Source organism: Halorhabdus sp. BNX81 (genome assembly GCF_029229925.1).
Lineage (GTDB): Archaea > Halobacteriota > Halobacteria > Halobacteriales > Haloarculaceae > Halorhabdus.
On the sequence record NZ_CP107254.1, the window covers coordinates 1 to 21,448 of the forward strand.

A 21,448-nucleotide genomic window follows, 5' to 3' on the forward strand; every position below is an offset into this window, starting at 1 on the left:
GCCCGGAAAAGCGACCACAAAGCATCGAATCAGGAGACGAAGAGAACACGAAATAGGGTAGAGAGTGGTGAATCAAACCTCTAGTCAGATCTAGTACTTTTATTCTAGCTGTAGCTAGTACTACTTTCCACTAGATATAATATATTAACTCCAAAAGTATATTGATTTGCAGTGCGGCTACTGTTTTAGATACATCCTAATAAAACCCAGCCTTTCTAGACTGTTCTCCCGGTTCGCTGAACCCCCCACCCCGGGTGTTCGGGTCGTTCCACTCGAAACGAAGGGGTGGGGGAGGTCCACGCTGTCAACTTACCGCATGACTACTGCCCCGATCTCCACCGGGTTGCTCACCTTCGTCCCGAAGCTACTCCTGAGGCCGGTCCTGAGATCCGATTGACGATCTTTTCGACATCGCTTCTTCCGGACAGCTCATTCACCAACCACTCTCTCCGAATCTCTCATGGTTGACCGGGTACAATCCGAACCGAAATTTTTAATAGCCTTTCACCCACCCCTTGTTGTGGTTCAACTGCACTGAAATCACCCTCTCGTATCCCGTCATTTCAGCGCTACAGGCCGTTTTCGGCCGGTATTTCGGATCTGCGGGCGAATCTCCACCTGAAAGAAGGGGGATAGAGTTCACATGCAAGACACAGAAGACGAATCCGACTCACACGCTGCGGAGGACAGTACGGCCGTCGATGACTCCGAGTCGTCTCTCGCCGGTGACTCAACGCCGGCTGTCACCGACGAGGACGAATCCGGTTCGGTTGTCGAGGACAAAGACGTCCCTATCGACGAGGACTGGACAACGCGGTCGTCGGACGGGGCTCTCGGCACATCCGTCGAAGACACACCCTCGAACACGACCGGCTCCATCGACGAGGATCTGCTCGACGAGATCGTCTTCGATGACGACGAGGACACTGACGAAGCCTCCCGTGGGTTGTTCGACGATCTGTTGAGCGGCGAACCGATCTTCGAGAACAAGGAAGTCCTCCGGCCCTCATACACGCCCCGGAAACTCCCCCATCGCGAGGAGCAGATCAACAACATGGCGACGATCCTCGTCGCTGCGCTTCGCGGGGACACGCCGTCGAACATCCTCATCTACGGAAAGACGGGGACAGGCAAGACCGCGAGCGCGAAGTTCGTCAGCGAGGAACTCGAACGCACCTCCGAGAAGTACGAGGTCCCCTGTGACGTCGAGTACATCAACTGCGAGGTGACCGACACGCAGTACCGCGTCCTCGCTCAGCTCGCAAACACCTTCATCGAGAACAACGAGGCCCACATCGAGGATCGTCTCGCCGAACTCGAGGACCTGCAAGACCGCGCCGAGGCTGATCCGAACGAACTCGAAGGGACAGAGTTCGCCACGCTCGACGCCGTCGACGCCGAGATCGAATCTCTCGAAGCCGATCTGGAGTCCTTCGAGACGGTCCCGATGACAGGGTGGCCGACCGACCGGGTCTACAGCACCTTTTTCGACGCCGTCGACTATACCGAACGCGTCGTCGTGATCATGCTCGACGAAATCGACAAACTCGTCGAGAAGAGCGGCGACGACACGCTCTACAATCTATCGCGGATGAACAACGAACTGCAGAACTCCCGGGTCTCGATCATGGGCATCTCGAACGACCTGAAATTCACCGACTTTCTGGATCCCCGCGTCAAGTCCAGCCTCGGCGAGGAGGAGATCGTCTTTCCGCCCTATGACGCGAACCAGCTGCGGGACATCCTGCAGGCTCGCGCGGACGTCGCGTTCAAGGACGATGCCCTCTCGGATGACGTCATCCCGCTGTGTGCGGCGTTTGCCGCTCAGGAACACGGCGACGCTCGCCGGGCGCTGGATCTCCTCCGAACCGCCGGCGAACTCGCCGAACGCGACCAGATCGACCTCGTCGCCGAGGATCACGTCCGGCAGGCCCAGGAGAAGATCGAACTCGATCGGGTCGTCGAGGTCGTCCGCACGCTGCCCACCCAGTCGAAACTCGTCCTGTTCTCGATCATCTTACTGGAGAAAAACGGCGTCCACAACATCAACACCGGCGAGGTCTACAACATCTACAAGCGACTCTGCGAGGAGATCGACGCCGACGTCCTCACCCAGCGCCGGGTCACGGACCTCATCTCGGAACTCGACATGCTCGGGATCGTCAACGCCGTGGTCGTTTCGAAGGGCCGGTACGGCCGCACCAAGGAGATCAGCCTCTCGGTTCCCCTAGACGAAACCGAAGCCGTCCTCCATTCGGACTCGCGACTCGGCGACATTGAAGATGTCCAGCCGTTCATCCAGGCCCGTTTCGACCAGCAGTAACTCCCCACGAGCAGTAGCTCTTTACGGCGCAATCGCGGGCATACCGACGCTCGTCACGTTCACGGCGCTTGTCGTCTCATTCGTCGATCGCACGTCCCCCGAAAGGAGTCGCACCTGTCCGAGTCCCGGCACCCTGTATTCGGCGGTTCCGATCACCCACTCGGGTTTGACGGGACCGCTGAACTGGTTGCCGACCTGATCGTACCGCTGGTTGTTGTCGCCCTTGGTGATGAACCCGGCATTGGGGGCCGGACAGTTGGCGAGTTCCGCACAACTGTCGGCGTTCCCGATCGCCGTCGGGTCGGCCCGGTCGTACCAGCTTTCGTTGGCTTCGACCCAGAACATCGCCCGGTGGATGATCGGCGTCTCCGCACCGTTGCCATCCGGTTCGTAGATAATAACGTCGCCGTACCCGTTGAACATTCGGTAGCCGGTCTCCTCGCCGGCACGTGCCGGCACGACCCCGGACTCTTCGATGGCTCCCGGTCCGGGGAAGCGCTGTTCGTCCATCACGAAGACGAGATCGCCCGTGTCGATGTTGGGTTCCATGCTGGGGCTTTCGATCGCGACCAGCGGCGGCCACACACCGCTTGTCGCAAACAGCAACGCGCCGATCAGGACGACGATCAGCACGCTGCTTGCGATGTCGAATGTATACTGCAAGAGGCGCGTCAGCCGCCCAGTATCGCTCCTTCCGGACCACCCCTTTCGTGGCGGCTTCCGTTTCTCCGAGTCGAGCGGCCGCGTCGTCGACTCGACGCTCCCCACCTGTGTCGGTGACTCGGCTTGCTCCCGATTGGCCGCTCGGTGCTCTCGCTCCCGCTGCGGCGGCTGGACTCCGGACTGTCTATCTTCGGGTGCAGCGTGATTCCCGGGCTCCGGCTCTTCGGACGACGAGATCGGTGATTCCCCCTCCCGATGACCGGATTCCGGCCGCTCCTGCGCCGATTGCTCGTCAGGAGCGACCGCCTCATCGTCCTCCCTGTCGGCGTCAGCGTCCCCGGATTTGGATGGAACGTCCGGGTCTGGCTCTCGCCGATCGCGCTCCCGATCCGCCGGGTCGCGATCGTCGCTCGAATCGCTCATCTGAGCCTCCGTTTGATCTGGATCGTTACAACTCTTCGCTTCTGGGGTCCGCTCACGTCGCTCATCGCTTCAGCCCCGGGCCAGGCGAAGTTGTCCGAGCCACGGGACGCCCACTTCTGCCGTCCCGACGATCCACTTCGGCTTGACCGGGTCACTGATACCGATCACCTGATCGTATCGGCTGTTCGTGACTGTGTTGTCGCCCTTGGTGATGAACCCGGCATGGGGGGCCGGGCAGTTGACGAGTTCCTCGCAACTATCCGCGTTCCCGATCGCCGTTGAATCGGCGCGCTCGTACCAGTTTTCTTCGTTCTCGACCCAGAACATCGCCCGGTGGATGATCGGCGTCACCGTTTCGTTTCCATCAGGCTGATAGACGATCACGTTGCCATACCCACCGAACGTCCGGTAGCCCGTTTTCCGGCCGGTGTGGGCGGTTACGACCCCCGATTCCCCCTGTGATCCCGGACCGGGGAACCGTCCGTCTTCCATGACGAACACAGTGTCGCCGACATCCATGTGTGGTTGCATACTTCCACTCTCGACAGCGACGACCGGCGACCAGACACCACTCGTCGCGAACAGGAACCCACCGATCATCACGACGATCAGGACGCTACTCAGGGTATCGAACGCCAACAGGGCCAGGGAGGACTCCAGAACCCGATCGATGGCCGATTTCCTCTCGCGGTCGTTCCCCATTCGCCCTCGCTTTCGATCACACCGCTTACAGTTCTTTCGTTTCAGATAACTCTTTCGTCCCCAAGATGGACCGTTCCCGGGGACCGCCATCCTTTTGCTGGCGCACTTGCTGTAGACGTAGTGTGCCTCGCGAGACGCCAGCCCGGATCGTCAACGAACTCGCGAGTCGTGGCTACAACACCGACCGCGAGGCGGTCACCCTACTCGCGGAGGCGCCAGACACGGAGGCCGCCATCGAGCGTGCAATCGAAGCCGTCCCCGATGACACGATCAAACTCTCCGTCGATGACGTTCGCACCGTCCTCGAAACCGAGTCAGGGCGTGGCAATGAATCCCGTAGCTCGACGTCAGTGCCGTCGTCGGCCTCGTCGTCCGATGGAGACCCCTCTGTTTCAGGTGGAGATGAACCGCCTGAACCACCGAACGATGACGGCCGTTCTCCAGTCGAAACAAAGGGGGTTCACTCCGGCGAGAGTCCACCCGATACGTCGTCCCGAACCGGGAGAGATCCGGACGAACCGTCGATTGCGGGCGACGTGACCGGTCGGTCGACCGGCACCGGCGAGTACGAGGATTTTCTGGCGGTCTTTCGGGACCGCTACGAGAAACTGTCAGGCCAACTCCGTGGGCGAGTCAACCATCGCCCGACGAATGCCGTCGAGTCGATGCCCGGCGGCAGCGAGGCCGCGATCGTCGGGATGGTCGCCGACATCCGTTCGACCGCCAACGGCCACTGGCTGATCGATTTGGAGGACACCACCGGCACCTTTCCGGCACTGGTGATGAAAGATCGGGACATGGCCGACGTGGTCGACGATCTGCTGTTCGACGAGGTGATCGCCGTCGAGGGGACGCTCGCCGACGACGGCGGGATCCTCTTCGCTGATTCGATCCACTTCCCGGACGTCCCCCGGACCTTCGAACCCTCGACGGCCGACCGGGAAGTCAGCGCGGCGCTGATCAGCGACGTCCATGTCGGCAGCCAGGAGTTCGACGCCGACGCCTGGAACCGCTTTGCCGAGTGGCTTCACACGCCTGAGGCCGACCGCGTCGAGTACCTCCTGCTCGCGGGCGACATGGTCGAGGGCGTCGGGGTCTACCCCGACCAGGACGAGGAACTCGACATCGTCGACATCTACGACCAGTACGAGGCCTTCGCGGAGCATCTCAAGGCCGTCCCCGGCGACATGGAGATCGTGATGATCCCCGGGAATCACGACGCCGTCCGGCTGGCCGAACCACAGCCGGCCTTCGACGAGGAGTTACGAGAGATCATGTCGGCCCACGACGCACGGATCACGGGCAACCCCTCGACGGTGACGGTCGAGGGAGTCGACATCCTCATGTACCACGGCGTCAGCCTCGACGAGGTGATCGCCGAGTTGCCGGAGGAACACGCAAGCTACGACCACCCTGACCGGGCGATGGCCCAGTTACTCAAGAAGCGCCACATCGCGCCGCAGTTCGGCGGCCACACCCGGATCGCCCCCGAGGAGCGGGACTACCTCGTTATGGAGGACGTCCCCGATATCTTCCATACCGGCCACGTCCACAAGCTCGGATACGGCGCCTATCACAACGTCCTGACGATCAACTCCGCCTGCTGGCAGGAACAAACCAGCTTTCAAGAGAGCGTCAACATCGAGCCCGACGTCGGTTACGCACCGATCGTCCACCTCGACAAACTCGACGAGAGCGACGCCAGCGACTTCCTGACGATCCGCAGTTTCGGGTAGTCTGCCGAGTCATCGCTTCGGGACTCTTTCGATACCGGAGAATCTCGACGCGTGTTATCGACGCCGGTCAATCCGGGTGCAGGTACACCACTTATACAATGACGGGTGTCGTAGTCACAATCGCTATGAGCGACGACGATCGCGGATTCCACACTGACGCACTGCACGTCGGGCAGGAGGAGCCCGACCCGGCCACGGGCGCTCGCGCCCCGCCGCTCTATCAGACGACCAGCTATGTCTTCGAAGACAGCGAGGACGCCGCCGCCCAGTTCGCCCTGGAGAAGGAGGGCCACATCTACTCGCGGCTGATGAACCCGACGAACTCGATCCTCCAGCAGCGCCTGGCCAAACTCGAAGGCGGTATCGGCGCGGTCGCCACCGCATCCGGGATGGCCGCCCTCAATCTCGCGACCTTCCTGCTCGCCGATGTCGGCGACAACGTCGTCACTGCCTCCGCCCTCTACGGCGGGACCTACACCTACTACACGCACACGGCGCCGCGCCAGGGCGTCGAGGCGCGGTTCGTTGACACACTGGACTACGACGCCTACGAGGAAGCTATCGACGAGGACACCGCCTATGTCCACTTCGAGACCATCGGCAATCCTGCGCTGGTGACGCCGGACATCGAGCGGATCGCCGATATCGCTCACGATCACGGCGTGCCGCTGCTCGTCGACAACACGTTCGCGACGCCCTATCTCTGCAATCCGATCGAACACGGCGCGGATCTGGTCTGGAACTCCACGACGAAGTGGATCCACGGCTCTGGCACCACCGTTGGCGGCATCCTCGTCGACGGGGGGAGTTTCCCGTGGAACGAGTACGCCGAAAAGTACCCCGAGATCGCCGGCGACAACCCCGCCTATCACGGCGTCAACTTCGAGGAACGGTTCGGCGACGCCGCCTTCACCTACGCCGCGATTGCCCGTGGACTCCGCGATCTGGGTAACCAGCAGGCCCCCTTCGACGCCTGGCAGACCATCCAGGGCCTGGAGACGCTGCCCATGCGAATGGAGCGCCACTCCGCGAACGCGATGGCCGTCGCGGAGTACCTCGAGGACCACCAGGACGTCTCCTGGGTCAACTACCCCGGCCTGGAGAGCCACGAGACCCACGAGGAAGCCACGAAGTACCTCGAGGGCGGCTACGGCGGCATGATCACCTTCGGCCTGGAAGCCGGCTACGAGGCCGCCCGGGACACCGTCGAGTCGACGGAACTCGCCAGCCTGCTGGCGAACGTCGGCGACGCCAAGACGCTGATCATCCACCCGGCTTCGACCACCCACCAGCAACTCACCGACGACGAGAAGGCCGCCGCGGGCGTCACCGACGACATGGTCCGGCTATCGGTCGGCGTCGAGGACCCCGACGACATCATCGACGACCTCGACCAGGCGATCACCTGGGCGACCCGGTAACTTCGTTTTCGCCCATCCGATTCGATCAAAACCTCGATCAGCGGCCGGTTGCTCGAAAACGCCCCGCTCGATTATTATTTCTGAGACCAGTGAGTCCGGCTGTCGTCTACTGGTTCTTGGACGTGACAGCGCTCGATCGAATCCAGGATGGGAAAACATTACCTTCCGGCCGTCCCAGTACTGTGGTGTGACAGAGACAGATTCCCCACCGTATCTGGACGAGACGCTGCCGGTCGATCGACGCGTCGAGGACCTCCTCTCCCGGATGACCCTCGAGGAGAAGGTCGCCCAGCTCCAGTCCGTGCCCCCGCGCTGGATGGACGTCGAGGACGAGAGCGAGATGACGGCCAAAGCACAGCTGCTCGACGAGGACGGCAATATCAACGAGGACAACGCCGCTGACCTCCTCGAAGACGGCATCGGTCACTTCACGCGCCTCGGCGGTGGCGGTAGCCTCCCGCCCCAGCAGGCCGCCGAGGTCACCGACGCGCTCCAGGAACTCCTGATCGAGGAGACCCGGCTGGGCATCCCCGCGATCCCCCACGAGGAATGTCTCTCGGGATACATGGGGCCGAAGGGGACCACCTATCCCCAGGGGATGGGCATCGCCAGTACCTGGGACCCGGACGCCGTCGAGGAGATGTCCGCCCAGATCCGCGAGCAGTTGCGCGCGATCGGTGCCCATCACGCGCTCTCGCCACTCTTTGACGTGGCCCGCGATCCGCGGTGGGGCCGCACCGAGGAAACCTTCGGCGAAGATCCCTATCTCGTCGCAAAGATGGGATCGGCGTTCGTCGATGGCCTCCAGGGCGACGATCCCGAGGAGGGCATCTCGGCGACGCTGAAACACTTCGCCGGTCACGCCATCAGCGAGGGTGGCAAGAACCGCTCGACCGTCCAGATCGGCGAGCGTGAACTCCGGGAGGTTCACCTCTTCCCGTTCGAGGCCGCTGTACAGGAGACCGACGCCGACTCGGTGATGAACGCCTATCACGACATCGACGGTGTCCCCTGTACGAGCGACGAGTGGCTGCTGACGGACGTCCTCCGTGGCGAATGGGGCTTCGACGGCAATGTCGTCTCCGATTACTTCAGCGTCCGCCTGCTGAAAGACGAACACCAGGTCGCCCCGACGATCTACGACGCCGCGATCCAGGCCGTCGAGGCCGGTCTCGACGTCGAACTCCCCCAGATCAAGGCCTACCAGCACCTCGTCGAGGCCGTCGAGAACGGCGACGTCACCGAGGAGACGATCGACACCGCGGCGCGGCGCGTCCTCAAACAGAAGATCGAGAAGGGCCTGCTCGACGACCCGGGCGTCGACCCCGATCGTGTCGAAGAAGCCTTCGGCCCGGAGAAGAACCGCGAGTACGCCCGGAAACTCGCCCGTGAGTCCGTGACGCTGCTGAAGAACGACGACGACCTCCTGCCCCTGGAGGGCGAGGAGTCCGTCGCCGTCCTCGGTCCGAAGGCCGACGCGCCCTCGGGTCAGCTGGGCGACTACGCCTACGCCGCTCACTACCCCGAGGCGGAGGTCAACCGCGAGATCGTCACGCCGCTCGACGCCATGCAGGACCGTCTCGGTGATGACGTCGAGTACGTCGAGGGCTGTACGACGACCGGCCCCGACACCGACGAGATCGATGCTGCAGTCGACGCTGCCGCCGAGGCTGACGTCGCGGTCGCGTTCGTCGGGACGCGGTCGGCGATCGCCCTTAGCGACGACGACGAGGGGATCGAGCAAGTCCCTGACCTCCCCACGAGCGGTGAGGGTGCGGACGTTACCGACCTCGAACTCCCGGGCGTCCAGCAGGAACTCGTCGAAGCCGTCAACGAGACCGACACGCCGCTGGTGGTCGTGCAGGTCAGCGGCAAGGCCCATTCCATCGAGTGGATCGACCAGCACGTCCCCGCCGTGCTCCACGCCTGGCTGCCGGGCGAGGAGGGTGGCAACGGCATCGCGGACGTCCTGCTCGGCGAGCACAATCCGAGCGGTCGGCTGCCGATCTCCGTTCCGAAGGACGTGGGCCAGCTGCCCGTCTACTACTCGCGTCGACCTAACAGCCGCAACGAACGGCACGTCTACGTCGACGAGGATCCACTGTACTCGTTCGGCCATGGCCTCTCCTACACTGACTTCGAGTATAGCGACGTCACACTCGCGAGCGAGGAGATCCCGACCACGGGAACCATCGAGGCGAGCGTCACCGTCGAGAACACCGGTGACGTCGCCGGCCACGAGGTCGTCCAGGTCTACACGCACCAGCGCTGGCCCTCCCAGACCCGTCCGGTCCAGGAACTGCGCGCGTTCGAGCGCGTCCACCTCGAACCCGGCGAATCCGCAACGGTGACCGCCGAGATCTCGGCGACCCAACTCGCGTTCCACGACCATGATATGAACCTGGTCGTCGAACCCGGCGAGTACGAACTCCGCGTCGGCTCCTCGGCCGCCGATATCGAGGCCGCTGCCGACTTCGAGGTCGTGGGCGACCCCCGCGAACTCGCCCGGGGTTCCCGCACGTACTTCAGCGAAACTGACGTCGAGTAGCGCCGCCCGCCCTTTCTATCGAGACGCTCTTTCTCGCAGCAATTAAACCGATGCCGGCCGAACGTCCGGATATGAGCGATCAGGAACGTACCGATCTCCGTATGCCCGACGAAGACGAGGTCTTCGCCGTCGTTACCAACATGCTCGGGGCTAATCGCGTGAAGGTACGGTGTATGGATGGCGTCGAACGGACGGCCCGAATTCCGGGCAAGATGCAAAAGCGCATCTGGATCCGCGAGGACGACGTCGTACTGATCGAGCCCTGGGACTGGCAGGACGAGAAGGCCGACATCACCTGGCGCTACGAGAAACAGGAGGCCGACCAATTGCGCGAGGAGGGACACATTCAGGAACCGTGACGGACCAAATATGACGGTGGCATCCCCACCGACCGACGGCCGCAAGTCGCTGTCCAGCACTGCTCGCACTGTTTTCGCGGGGCACCCATGACCGAGTTCGGCCTGATCGACGACGAGGGAGCCGAGCTGCCGGGTGACGAATTCGAGGAAATCGACGTTGCGGACACCGAGGCCGACCGGATCGCCCGCCGGCGTGATCGCGAGTTCAGCGAGTTCCGCAAGCGTATCAAAAACACCGAGCAGTTCAAAGTCGAGGCGTCGGTCTTCGACGACGCGACCTTCGCCGCGCTGTACAAACTCGTCCAGGACGGCTACATCGAGGCCTTCGGGGCCCCGATTTCGACTGGCAAGGAGGCTAACGTCTACACGGCGCTGTCCGGAGCCCAGTCCCGGAGCGCCCCGGACGAGTCGAGTGACCCGGACCGCCGATCCGCCGAAAGTAACGCGGCGGAGCCGCGAGACGACGGCGACGAGCCGGAGCCGCGAGACGACGGCGGCCGGGGAACGAAGGGCGGCCACGAGGTCGCCGTCAAGGTCTACCGGATCAACGCCAGCGACTTCAAGGACATGCGCGGGTATCTCGACGGCGACCCCCGATTCGAGGGGATCGGCTCGGACAAAAAGAAGGTCGTCACCGCCTGGGTGCGCAAGGAGTTCGCCAACCTCAAACGGGCACAGCAGGCCGGCGTCCGCGTTCCCAATCCGATCGCCGTCGAGCGAAACGTCCTCGTGATGGAGTACATCGCCACGGATGCGGAGGGCCGGGCCAAACGACTCAACGAGGTCCACATCGAGAACCCCGAGACCGCCTTCGAAGTGCTCCGGGAGTACATGCGCCGGCTCCACGCCGCCGGCCTGGTGCACGGCGACCTTTCTGAGTACAACGTCGTCTTCCACGAGGGGGAACTCGTCGTGATCGACCTCGGCCAGGCCGTGACGGTCCACTCGCCCAACGCCGAGGACTTCCTCCGACGGGACTGTCAGAACGTCGCGAACTTCTTCGCCGGGCAGGGCGTCGAGGTGACGGCTGAGGGGTTGTACGACTACGTTACTGACGATGAGCAGCAAGATGACGGTTCGTCCACAGCGTCCCAGGACATCTAGCGTTGGGATCCATTCTGGACCCATCCGAGGCGAGGCTACCTACGTTTCGTTCGCTGATGGCTGACACTGTCTCGCACGCAGCTTGCTATCAGTGAAACAGAAGGCATTTACTGTCTATGAACCGAGCGGATCGCATGAGTAGATTCATTGCCGAAACTCGACCTGGACGGCGCTTCCAGGCCATTTCTTGGGTAATCCTCGGCGTCGCTGCCATTGATTACGTTGGCATTATGGACGTGACCTCGATCAATGTGTATCTTTTTCTCTCAGGGGCGGCTACTATCGTTGCAGGAATTATCGATGCCCGTCTCACAGACGAGCACCGGATTACCGACAGCGATGGGTAGCGTGTGACACGACGGACAACGGCAGGGGACGCTCTTCATCCGCTGATCGCCCGGGGACGACTCGCCGAACCCTAGTACAAATAAATTTGTATAACGGCAATCGTAGTTGTTTAGTGAGGGGCCGGCGAAGCGAGTGTTCGCATGGTCCAGCAGGTCCAAAAGCGCGACGGGACTGTGGAACCGTTCGATCGCTCGAAGATCGCGACCGCCATCCGGCAGGCGTTCGCGGCAGCCGAAACTGACCCGGACACCGGGATCGACGCCCTGACCGATGCGGTGGTCGACCGCCTTGATCCGTCCGATGGGACGGTGGCCGTCGAGACGATCCAGGACTGCGTCGAGCGGACGCTCGTCGAGGCTGATGAGTACGAAGCCGCCAAGCGGTACATCCTCTATCGACACCGCCACGCCGAATTGCGTGATCTGGAAGGACTCGTTGCAGGCAACAGTGGCGACCCAGCGGGGAACGACCAGGGACCCGTCGACGCCTACGTCGAGCGCGAGGACTGGCGCGTCCGGGAGAACTCCAACATGGACTACTCCCTGCAGGGGCTGAACATCCACCTCACCGAGCGCACCATCGAGGACTACTGGCTCGAAAAGCTCTACAGCGACGAGGTGGCCGCGGCCCACGACGCGGGCGCGATCCACATCCACGACCTGGGCGTGCTGGGTCCCTACTGCGTCGGCTGGGATATCGAGGATGTCCTCCGGGAGGGCCTGAAGGGCGTCCGCGGGAAGGTTGAGTCCGCGCCCGCGAACCACTTCGACGTGGCGCTGATGCAACTCGTCAACTTCCTCTACACGCTGCAGGGCGAGGCCGCCGGCGCGCAGGCCCTCTCGAACTTCGACACCTACCTCGCGCCGTTCGTCCGCGAAGACGACCTCGACTACGAGGAAGTCCGCCACCAGATCCAGCAGTTCGTGTTCAACCTCAACGTCCCGACGCGGGTCGGCTTCCAGGCTCCGTTCACCAACCTCTCGATGGACCTGACGGTGCCCGACCACCTCGCCGACAAACCAGTCGTGATCGGCGGCGAGGCCCAGGACTCGACCTACGGTGACTATCAGGACGAAGTGGACCTGATCAACCGCGCCTTCGCCGAGGTGATGCTGGAGGGCGACGCGAAAGGCCGGCCGTTCACGTTCCCGATCCCGACCTACTCGATCACCGAGGACTTCGAGTGGGACAACGAGACGCTCGATCCCGTCTGGGAGATGACTGCCAAGTACGGCACACCCTACTTCTCGAACTTCGTCAACAGCGAGATGGACACCGAGGACGCCCGCTCGATGTGCTGTCGGCTCCGCCTTGACAACCGCGAACTCGAATCCCGCGGCGGGGGGCTGTTCGGCTCGAACCCGCTGACGGGGTCGATCGGCGTCGTCACGATCAACCTGCCCCAGCTTGGGTATCGGGCCGACGACGAGAGCGACTTTTTCGATCGGCTCGAATCGCTGATGGACGTGGCAAAGCGGAGTCTGGAGACCAAACGCGAGGTGCTGGAGCGCTACACCGAGCAGGGCCTGTATCCCTACGCGAAGTTCTATCTTCGGAACGTCAAGCAGGCCCAGGACAGCTACTGGGCGAATCACTTCTCGACGATCGGCCTCATCGGCACCCACGAGGCTATTCTCAATCTCCGTGGTCCGGAGTCGGGGATCGACACGGCCGAGGGGAAGGCCTTCGCCGAGGAGGTCCTCGAATTCATGCGCGATCGGCTCCGGAAGTACCAGGCCGAGACCGGCCACATGTACAACCTCGAGGCGACGCCTGCAGAGGGGTCGTCCTATCGGCTGGCCCGCCAGGATCGTGCGCAGTTCTCGGACCTGGCCGTCCACGCTACCGACGGACTCGGGGGCGACGAGCCGATCTACACCAACTCGACGCAATTGCCATTCGGCGCGGAACCGGACCTCTTCGACGCGCTGGACCACCAGGACGATCTCCAGACGAAATACACGGGTGGCACGGTCTTTCATGGCTGGCTGGGCGAAGCGATGCCCGACCCCGAGTCGACCAAGCAACTCGTCAAGACGATCGCCGAGAACTACGAGTTGCCCTACTACACGCTGACGCCGACGTTCTCGGTCTGTCCGACCCACGGCCATCACAGCGGCGAGCACGAGACCTGCCCGGACTGCGGGGAAGCCTGTGAGGTGTACTCCCGCGTCGTGGGGTATCTCCGGCCGACCGAGAACTGGAATCCCGGCAAGCAGGCCGAATTCGACGAGCGCGCGGACTTCCGCCCGAGCGTCGCCGACTGACATGCGTCTCGGTGGCCTCCAGCGGACGACGCTGTCTGATTTCCCCGGCCGGGTCGCCTGTGCGGTCTTCACCGCGGGCTGCAATCTCCGGTGTCCGTACTGTCACAACCCGGAACTGATCGACGGCGATCCGAACTCGGCCGCGGCGTCGACGCTCTCCGAGGACGAGTTCTTCGCCTTTCTCGACGACCGGAAAGCCGTCCTCGACGGCGTCGTGATCACCGGCGGCGAGCCGACGCTGCACCGGGACTTGCCCCGATTCGTCAGCCGGATCGCCGACCGTGGGTTCGACGTGAAACTCGACACGAACGGGACGCGGCCGGCTGTCCTCCGCGAGATGCTCGACACCGGCGCGGTCGAGTACGTCGCGATGGACCTCAAGACGATACCCGATCGATACGACGAACTCGGGGCCGACGCGGGGGAGGCCGTCGAACGGAGCGTCGAACTGATCCGTGCCAGCGGGATCGACCACGAGTTCCGGACGACGTTCGATCCCGGTGTCGTCGCCCCGCGTGACTTCGAGACGCTGGATGAGCTGGTCGGGGACAGCCCGCTTGTCGTCCAGTCTGTCGACACCGAGGACGTGCTATGCCCGGACCGCGTCCGGGAGACGCCGGTCGATCCGCTCGCGACCATTGGCGACGCCGCGGCTGAACCGCTCCCGGGGATCGAACACCGCGAGTGACAGCCACCTAGAGCGAGCCGTTTCTGAGACCGCCACACATAACTGTCCGGTGACAGAAGGATGCCCCGATGAACTCACTCGAACTCACCATCCGACTACTGGCAGGTGTCTTCCTCATCCTGACCAACGGCTTTTTCGTCGCGATCGAGTTCGCCCTGACCCGTGCCCGCCAGTACACCGAGGAGGAGTTCGTCGGCGATGGATCGAACGCCGGCCTCCGGCGCGCCTGGGAGATGACCCAGGACCTCGAACTGTACCTGACGACCTGCCAGGTCGGGATCACCGCCTCCAGTATCGCGGTCGGGATCGTCGCCGAACCGGCGCTGGCGGCGATCTTCGAACCGATCTTCCACAACACCGTCCTGGCGTCGATCGGCTCCGGTGGGATCATCGCCTTCCTGATCATCAACCTGGTCCACCTGACCCACGGCGAGCAGACGCCGACGTACCTCGGCGTCGAGCGCTCCCGGTGGGTCTCAAAGTACGGGGCCGTCCCGCTGTACTGGTTCCACTGGCTCATCTCGCCGATCATCTCGCTGGGTGACGGCATCGCCAAACTCACGCTGAAGCTCTTTGGCGTCGAGATGACCGGCGCGTGGCTCGAAACTGAGGAGGAGGTCATCGAAACCCGGGCTGACTTGCGGAATCGCGTCGGCTCGGCGCTCGAAGAAGGTGGTCTCAACGATGAGCGACGCGAGGAGGTCATGAACGCCCTCGCCATCGGCGAACAGCCGATCCGTGAGGTGATGGTCGACGCCGACGATATCGTCGCCCTCTCGACGGCGGTCGATCCGGCGGAGAACTTCCGCCTGATGGAGGAACACCCACACACTCGCTATCCACTGATCGGCGACGACCTCGCGGACTTCGAGGGGATCGTCTACCTCCCCGCACTGTCGCGCCACCGCGAGGAACTCGCCGACGGCGAGATGGACTTCGCCGAGCTTGCCGCGCCACCGATGACGCTCTCCCCGGATGTCGACGTTAGCGACGCTGTCGACCAGTTCCAGGCCGAAAACCAGGAACTCGCCCTCGTCATCGAGGACGGCGAAGTGGTCGGGATGGTTACGGTGACTGATCTGCTTGAGTCCGTGATGGGCGACATCGAGGATCCGATCGACACGCGACAGGATTCGCTGTCCGAGGGCCAGTAGCCCGTCGATCAGGCGGGCGGGGGTCGGCGTGACGGTGCGCGGTGAGGTGCTGGGTCATCCTGGCGTGTCGGGTGCTCTCTATTCGGGACAATAGTGTGGCATAGCCCTCATAGCAGCCTATTTCATCCCGTCTCTCCGCTATCCACACGATAGCGTCTGAAAGTGATCACCCCGGCGGTGGCCGACGGGGCGTTCCATCGCATCCACTGGATTCCCAACCCATGCCAGAGATAGTCCAGCCGAAGATCGACCGTGCATACGACTGCATCGACGAGGAGCGTGCCCTCCTCGAAGCCGAACGCGACGCGTTCCAGACACTCCGTCGGAGAGTCAGTACGATTCAGGTCGATCAGTCGGGCCCAACAGCCGTCGAGACGGGGAACACTGTCGCGGTAACAACCCCAAGCTTTCGCCCCCAGTCCGGGGGACTTCGGAAGATCCGTGACGCCTACCGGGAGACCGTGATGGCTGTCCCCCATTACGATTCGGAGTACGGCGAGTCACTCAGGGAAAATCTGGAAGTGGAATGCGGGGCCTCGCTTGCGCGACATCTCCTCGACGGAGACGTACTCACGCCAGCAATGTACAACGCGTTCGTCGACGCGTGTACCCAGGCCCAGGACACGCGTGAGCGGACACTCACCCGCATTGAGCACGAACAGCAAAGCCTGGAGCGGTTCGAGACCGCCCTCACCGACATCGAATCGACAGTCATCGACGTGAGTGAACAGGTCGAATCGGCGTCCCGGTCCCCCGATCGCATCGACGAGACGTTGGAAACGGCACAGACACGATGTATGGACCACGCCAGCGAGCGCCAGGAGCAGTTACACGAACGCGCCGAGAAGGACATCCCCGGCGTGGAGCGACTTAGCCTCGTCGAGTACCTCTATGCCGACCTGGAAACGACGACGCCAGTCCTCTCGGATATCGCAGCCTGTCTGGAAACGATTCGCCACCAGCGACGTCGCTGTTTGCGGTGAGCGGCTCGATCTACTGGGTTACGCCCGGTCCTCGACCGCGAGTGGCATCGACGCCAGCCGCGCTGCACCGATCGAGGTGAGCCCACGGGCCGTCGTCGAGTCACGCGCTCGTCGATCGTGGGCCAGTTCGAGTCCGTCCTGATCGGCGATCGGGACCAGCCTGACGTCGGTTCCTCTGGGCGTAATGTTCACAAGGAGGTACGACTGTGGGAACGAACAGGTCGTCGGCGTCGCGATCTCGCGCACACCGCGATCGACGCCGGTCAGCGGCAGGTGGAAGTGCCCGGTAAGGACAAGCGCCGCGTCGCCGTTGGCAAGCACGTCGACGAACGCCTCCGTCTCGCGCATCGTCGGCGGGATCGCCATGTCCTCGACGACGCGATCGCGGTGACGACGGAGCTGGTCGGTCACCGCGGCGAGGTTGTGATGGACGACGATCAGCGGGTCGTCGGTCCGCTGTAGCTTTCCCGCGAGCCACTCGCGCTGGTCGGCGTCGACGTGGCCGTCGTGGGTGTCGACGAGGTGATCGCCGTTCCCGGCGGAGTTCAACCCGAGCACGTCCAGCCCACCTACCTCCTCGTGGAAGGGGTAGGAGCCGGGGCCGAAGCGGTCGGCGAAGGTGTCGACCGAGATCGCGTCGTGGTCGTCGCCATCTTTCGGGACATCGTGGTTTCCAGGGACGGCGTAGACGGGCACGTCGAGCGCGTTGAGGGCGTCAGCGACGGCGTCGGCGTTCCAGACCTCGCCGTCCTTCGTGAGATCTCCCGGCGAGAGGACGGCGTCGACGTCCCGGCTCGCGATGTCGTCGATCGCCGCCTCGAAGTGATCGAGAGAGTGTTCGAACAGCTTCGAGGTGCCCTCCGCACGCGTCGAGACGTGTGGGTCGGCGATCACCGCCAGTCGGACCCGCTCCGGCGCAGTCGGACGCTTGAGTCGTGCCATGAGTGTCCCCGGCTTCCCGTCAGTCGAACGGCTTCCGGAACCGGGTCCGTCGCCGGTCATCCGTCCTCCGGGAAGAAATGCGTCGGGTCCTCATGGCGAAACGTCGCCAGATAGGTCCCGTCGAGCAGGCGAACGTGAGTGTGAAGTTCACCTCGCTCGCGTGCCGCGTCGGCGAGCCCGCCAACCTGATCGAGGCCGATGGCCCCGGCGAGGACGACCCCCTGCTCGGTCTCCTCGTCCCGGAGTCGCGTGACGAGGTACAGGTCGCCCCTGGCGACGGTTCTGAACACCTCGTAGCGATCGAACGACCCGCCCTCGACGAGTGTCGGAAGCACCTCTTCGACACTGTCGGGGACAGTGTACACCAGCCCCGTGCGCGCCGTTGAGTCGCCCGATTCGATCGCTGCGACGTGATCCGCTCGCACCTGAACCACGTCCCATCCGTCCGCTCGCAACAGAGCTGCCAACGCTGTGGCCTCTTTACGGACCTGCTCCCAGACCGTCGGCTCACCGCCTTTCGTTGCTGACATCGCATCACTTTTCGATCATATATGTAAATATCTACCGGAAGATCAGCTTCTATATTCCGCTATATAGCCTTATAGGCCCGAAAATCATGCTATTACGCGACTGTAGATCTATTACCAAATTCCTTATGCTTGGGGAGTAAAAGAGCGGTCGATGCCACGTGACACGACTCGGCGTCGATTTTTGCTCGCCGCAGGCGCAGGGGGACTGACCGCCGTCGCCGGTTGCGGCGGGGACAGTGAATCCACGAACCCGGATACTGCAACCCAGGACGATCCCGAGACGGGTTCGGGCGGGGGGTCCACGGACGAACCATCCGACGAGACGGACGACTCGACCGAGGAGACCCCCGTCGACTCGGATGGGGGCACCCTCCAGATGATGGCGACCGGCTCCATTCAGACGCTTGACCCTATCAACGCGAAGGGGTCTGGTGCGGGCTACAACCAGTACAACCAGCAGCTCATGTACTTCCCGGACGGCCACTATCCGCCCGAACCCGCGCTGGCGACCGGATACGAGGTGTCCGACGACGGGCTCACGTACACGTTCGATCTCCGTGAGGACGTCACGTTCCACGACGGCAGCGAGTTCACTGCCCACGACGTCGTCTACTCCTATCGCCGCCTCGCCGAATCCCCGAACTCACGTAACAAGGACGACATCATCGGCGAGACGCTGACGATCGACCACGAGAAGGACGCGACGCTTTCCGAGCCGACCGACGAGGAGACCCTCGAGGATGTCGTCCCCGGCAGCCTCGCCGTGGAAGCGGTCGACGATTACACCGTCGAGATAACGCTTGCCTCCCCCTTCGAGTACACACTCTTCCAGATCGCCGGCGGCGCGTTCGCGATCATCCCGGAGGGTTCGGTCGGTGACATCGAGGGCTACGACGGCGAGTACGACTACAACGAGTTCTTCAGCACCGAGGGTGACGGCCCGACGTTCGCCGGGGCCGGCCCCTTCCAGGTTGACTCCTGGCGGAAAGGCAGCCAGATCACCCTCTCGGCCTTCGAGGACTACTACGGCGGCGAACCCGACCTCGACGGGATCACGTACACTGTCGTCGGCAGCGGGAACACACGCCTCCAGCGATTCACGAACGGAAACGCTGACATTCTGGAGGACATACCGACGGCCTCGTTCAACCCCAACAACGTGTCGATCGAGCGTGAAGCGGGCAACCGTTCGCTCGGTACCTACGCGCTCGACGACGGAACCGACGTCAACTACGGCGAGATCCCGGCGCTCACGACGGAGTACATCGTCTTCAACACCCTGGAGGTCCCGCTGGCGGTCAGGCGTGCGTTCGCGTACGCGATGAACCAACACGACATCGCCGAGAACGTCTACAAGGGGACGGGTAAACCGGCCTATCACATCGTCCCACCCGCGGCCTACCCTACTTTCGAGGATAGCCAGTCCGGCGAGGCTTCCTATGACCGCCACGCCGAGACCGGCTACGAATCGAACACCGACTTCGCCGCCGACGGCTATCCCTACGGCTACGGCGAGACGCGACTTGCGGACGCTACCACGGTGATGGAGCAAGCGGGCTACGGCGAGGACAACCGGTATGAACTCACCGCGACGACCATCACCGGCGACAGCGGGTATCAGCAGGTGTTCACCCGTCTCCAGTCGAAACTCCGGTCGGTCTACATCGACATGGACATCGAGGAAGCGGAGTTCGGGACGATCATCAGTCGCGCCATCTCCGGCGACATGGAGGTGTTCGGACTCGGCGACGGCATGGAGTACCCCGGCCCGCAGAACTTCCTCCGGTTTCTCCACGGCCAGAACCCGTCGACGCAGTTCACGCGATGGGGGGCCGAGGGCAGCTACGCGACCGAGGAGTACCGCCAGACCGCACGGGAGGCCTGGGACAAACACTACGCCGCCGACGGGATGACCCGCGAGGACCACAACGAAGCCTTCCAGACCGTCGAGGAGATGAACTGGGCATCCGTTCAGGAACTCCCCTTCCTCCACCCCATCAGTCAACGGTTCTGGCACGATGCGGTCGACGTCGAGATGTACGGCGTCATGGAGAACCAGGCCTTCGACAACACCACGCTTCAGCGCTGATGGCGACAACTGCGAGGGATGCACCGCTAGAATTTATGCCTTGGAACTCCGTGTCGGCCGCGGACGATCGATCTCCGAGACACCAGCGGGGTGAGTGTCAATGAGCAGACTGGGCTATCTCGCCAAACGCCTCGCGATGGCGATCCCGGTCGTCTGGCTCGGGACGACGATCACGTGGTTCGCTATCTTCATGGGACCGATCGACCCGGCCAGCCGGCTACTCAGCGAGGGCCAGACTCGAAATCCGGCCGCCTACGAGGCCGCCCGGACGCAACTCGGCCTGAACCAGCCCCCGCTCCAGCACTACGTCGACTGGATGACGAACCTCATCACGTTCGACCTGGGCCAGACCTGGGTGCTGTACGAGGGCTCGAACGTCAACGCGCTCATCCTCGATTTCCTGCCCCGGACACTCTGGCTCGGGCTCTGGTCGGTCCTGATCGCCGTGGTGATCGGTGTCCCGCTCGGGTTCTACGCCGGATTGCACTCGAACTCGCTGTCGGATTATCTGGCCTCTTTCGGCGGGATCGTCTGGCGGGCGATGCCGAACTTCTGGCTTGCGATCATGCTGCTCGCCGTGTTGAGCCTCTCGCCGACGCTTCCCTGGATCCACCTGAGCTGGGACCCCCTCGCCGTCTCCCTCGACTCGTTCACCTTCGAGTGGGAGTCCGTTTTCGTCCCGATCGACGCGATATCGGGGAGTCCGGACATGTCCCGCATCGGGACGGTCGATGGCTTCCTGGCGGCGACCAAGAAGGTCCTGCCGGCGGCGCTGGTGCTGGGCTCGGCATCGATGGGCAACGAGATGCGGATCGGCCGGACGGCGATGCTCGAAGTCCGCAACGAGGACTACGTCGACTTCGCGAAGGCAAAGGGCGTCTCCGATCGCGTCCTCGTCTGGAAGCATATCTTCCGGAACGCGCTGGTCCCGCTGATCCCGATCATCACCAGCGAGGCGTTCCTGCTCATCGGCGGGTCGGTACTCGTCGAGACCGTCTTCGGCATCAACGGCATCGGCCAGCTGTTCTACGAGGCGGCCACCTCCGGCGAACTTCCGCTCGTCGGGACGCTAATGTACGTCTTCATACTCATGACTGTTGGTATCAACCTCATTCAGGATGTCCTGTACACGATCGTCGATCCCCGCGTCGGCGTGGAGGGTCCCTGA

Annotated in this window: 17 protein-coding genes; 13 read left to right on the forward strand and 4 right to left on the reverse strand. The window is 63.2% G+C overall.

What is annotated here, in order from left to right; genetic code table 11:
- Positions 1 to 643: 643 nt before the first annotated feature.
- On the forward strand, positions 644 to 2,323 hold the full coding sequence (locus tag HBNXHr_RS00005) for an ORC1-type DNA replication protein (protein WP_275882658.1): 1,680 nt from the start codon (positions 644 to 646) through the stop codon (positions 2,321 to 2,323).
- Positions 2,324 to 2,344: 21 nt separating this feature from the next.
- Here the strand turns inward: HBNXHr_RS00005 and HBNXHr_RS00010 are convergent, their stop codons facing one another.
- Positions 2,345 to 2,986 carry a S26 family signal peptidase gene (locus tag HBNXHr_RS00010; protein WP_275740964.1) on the reverse strand — a complete coding sequence of 214 codons (642 nt, stop codon included), beginning with the start codon at positions 2,984 to 2,986 and terminating at the stop codon, positions 2,345 to 2,347.
- 492 nt (positions 2,987 to 3,478) lie between these two features.
- A complete protein-coding gene (locus tag HBNXHr_RS00015) occupies positions 3,479 to 4,111 on the reverse strand; it encodes a S26 family signal peptidase (protein ID WP_275882659.1) in 633 nt (210 codons plus the stop codon).
- 122 nt (positions 4,112 to 4,233) lie between these two features.
- Between HBNXHr_RS00015 and HBNXHr_RS00020 the strand changes: the two genes are divergently transcribed.
- The 10 genes from HBNXHr_RS00020 (at position 4,234) to HBNXHr_RS00065 (ending at position 16,719) form a co-directional block, all read left to right on the forward strand.
- Positions 4,234 to 5,847, forward strand: a complete 1,614-nt coding sequence (locus HBNXHr_RS00020; protein WP_275882660.1) for a DNA-directed DNA polymerase II small subunit — start codon at positions 4,234 to 4,236, stop codon at positions 5,845 to 5,847.
- 125 nt (positions 5,848 to 5,972) lie between these two features.
- Entirely contained in the window at positions 5,973 to 7,268 is a 1,296-nt protein-coding gene (locus tag HBNXHr_RS00025) for an O-acetylhomoserine aminocarboxypropyltransferase/cysteine synthase family protein (RefSeq protein WP_275882661.1), read from the forward strand.
- 265 nt (positions 7,269 to 7,533) lie between these two features.
- The gene (locus HBNXHr_RS00030; protein ID WP_275883729.1) at positions 7,534 to 9,816 is read left to right on the forward strand and encodes a glycoside hydrolase family 3 N-terminal domain-containing protein; all 2,283 of its coding nucleotides are present in this window, start codon (positions 7,534 to 7,536) and stop codon (positions 9,814 to 9,816) included.
- A gap of 71 nt (positions 9,817 to 9,887) precedes the next feature.
- Entirely contained in the window at positions 9,888 to 10,175 is a 288-nt protein-coding gene (gene eif1A, locus HBNXHr_RS00035) for a translation initiation factor eIF-1A (RefSeq protein ID WP_275882662.1), read from the forward strand.
- Between the two features lie 87 nt (positions 10,176 to 10,262).
- The gene (locus tag HBNXHr_RS00040) at positions 10,263 to 11,279 is read left to right on the forward strand and encodes a serine protein kinase RIO (protein WP_275882663.1); all 1,017 of its coding nucleotides are present in this window, start codon (positions 10,263 to 10,265) and stop codon (positions 11,277 to 11,279) included.
- A gap of 134 nt (positions 11,280 to 11,413) precedes the next feature.
- Positions 11,414 to 11,626, forward strand: a complete 213-nt coding sequence (locus HBNXHr_RS00045; protein ID WP_008525833.1) for a hypothetical protein — start codon at positions 11,414 to 11,416, stop codon at positions 11,624 to 11,626.
- A 141-nt stretch (positions 11,627 to 11,767) separates the two neighbouring features.
- On the forward strand, positions 11,768 to 13,894 hold the full coding sequence (locus HBNXHr_RS00050) for a ribonucleoside triphosphate reductase (RefSeq protein WP_275882664.1): 2,127 nt from the start codon (positions 11,768 to 11,770) through the stop codon (positions 13,892 to 13,894).
- 1 nt (position 13,895) lies between these two features.
- Positions 13,896 to 14,582 carry an anaerobic ribonucleoside-triphosphate reductase activating protein gene (locus HBNXHr_RS00055; RefSeq protein ID WP_275882665.1) on the forward strand — a complete coding sequence of 229 codons (687 nt, stop codon included), beginning with the start codon at positions 13,896 to 13,898 and terminating at the stop codon, positions 14,580 to 14,582.
- A 68-nt stretch (positions 14,583 to 14,650) separates the two neighbouring features.
- On the forward strand, positions 14,651 to 15,736 hold the full coding sequence (locus HBNXHr_RS00060) for a hemolysin family protein (RefSeq protein WP_275882666.1): 1,086 nt from the start codon (positions 14,651 to 14,653) through the stop codon (positions 15,734 to 15,736).
- A 221-nt stretch (positions 15,737 to 15,957) separates the two neighbouring features.
- The gene (locus tag HBNXHr_RS00065; RefSeq protein WP_275882667.1) at positions 15,958 to 16,719 is read left to right on the forward strand and encodes a hypothetical protein; all 762 of its coding nucleotides are present in this window, start codon (positions 15,958 to 15,960) and stop codon (positions 16,717 to 16,719) included.
- An 18-nt stretch (positions 16,720 to 16,737) separates the two neighbouring features.
- On the opposite strand, the gene HBNXHr_RS00070 is transcribed toward HBNXHr_RS00065, so the two are convergent.
- Complete coding sequence (locus tag HBNXHr_RS00070) at positions 16,738 to 17,661, reverse strand: metallophosphoesterase (protein ID WP_275882668.1); 924 nt, start codon at positions 17,659 to 17,661, stop codon at positions 16,738 to 16,740.
- 56 nt (positions 17,662 to 17,717) lie between these two features.
- Positions 17,718 to 18,191 (reverse strand): hypothetical protein, encoded by a 474-nt coding sequence (locus tag HBNXHr_RS00075; protein ID WP_275882669.1) that lies wholly within the window; start codon positions 18,189 to 18,191, stop codon positions 17,718 to 17,720.
- Between the two features lie 151 nt (positions 18,192 to 18,342).
- Between HBNXHr_RS00075 and HBNXHr_RS00080 the strand changes: the two genes are divergently transcribed.
- Both HBNXHr_RS00080 and HBNXHr_RS00085 read left to right on the forward strand, forming a co-directional pair.
- Positions 18,343 to 20,280, forward strand: coding sequence for an ABC transporter substrate-binding protein (locus tag HBNXHr_RS00080; protein WP_275882670.1), 1,938 nt, complete (start codon positions 18,343 to 18,345; stop codon positions 20,278 to 20,280).
- Between the two features lie 100 nt (positions 20,281 to 20,380).
- Positions 20,381 to 21,448 (forward strand): ABC transporter permease, encoded by a 1,068-nt coding sequence (locus HBNXHr_RS00085; protein ID WP_275738339.1) that lies wholly within the window; start codon positions 20,381 to 20,383, stop codon positions 21,446 to 21,448.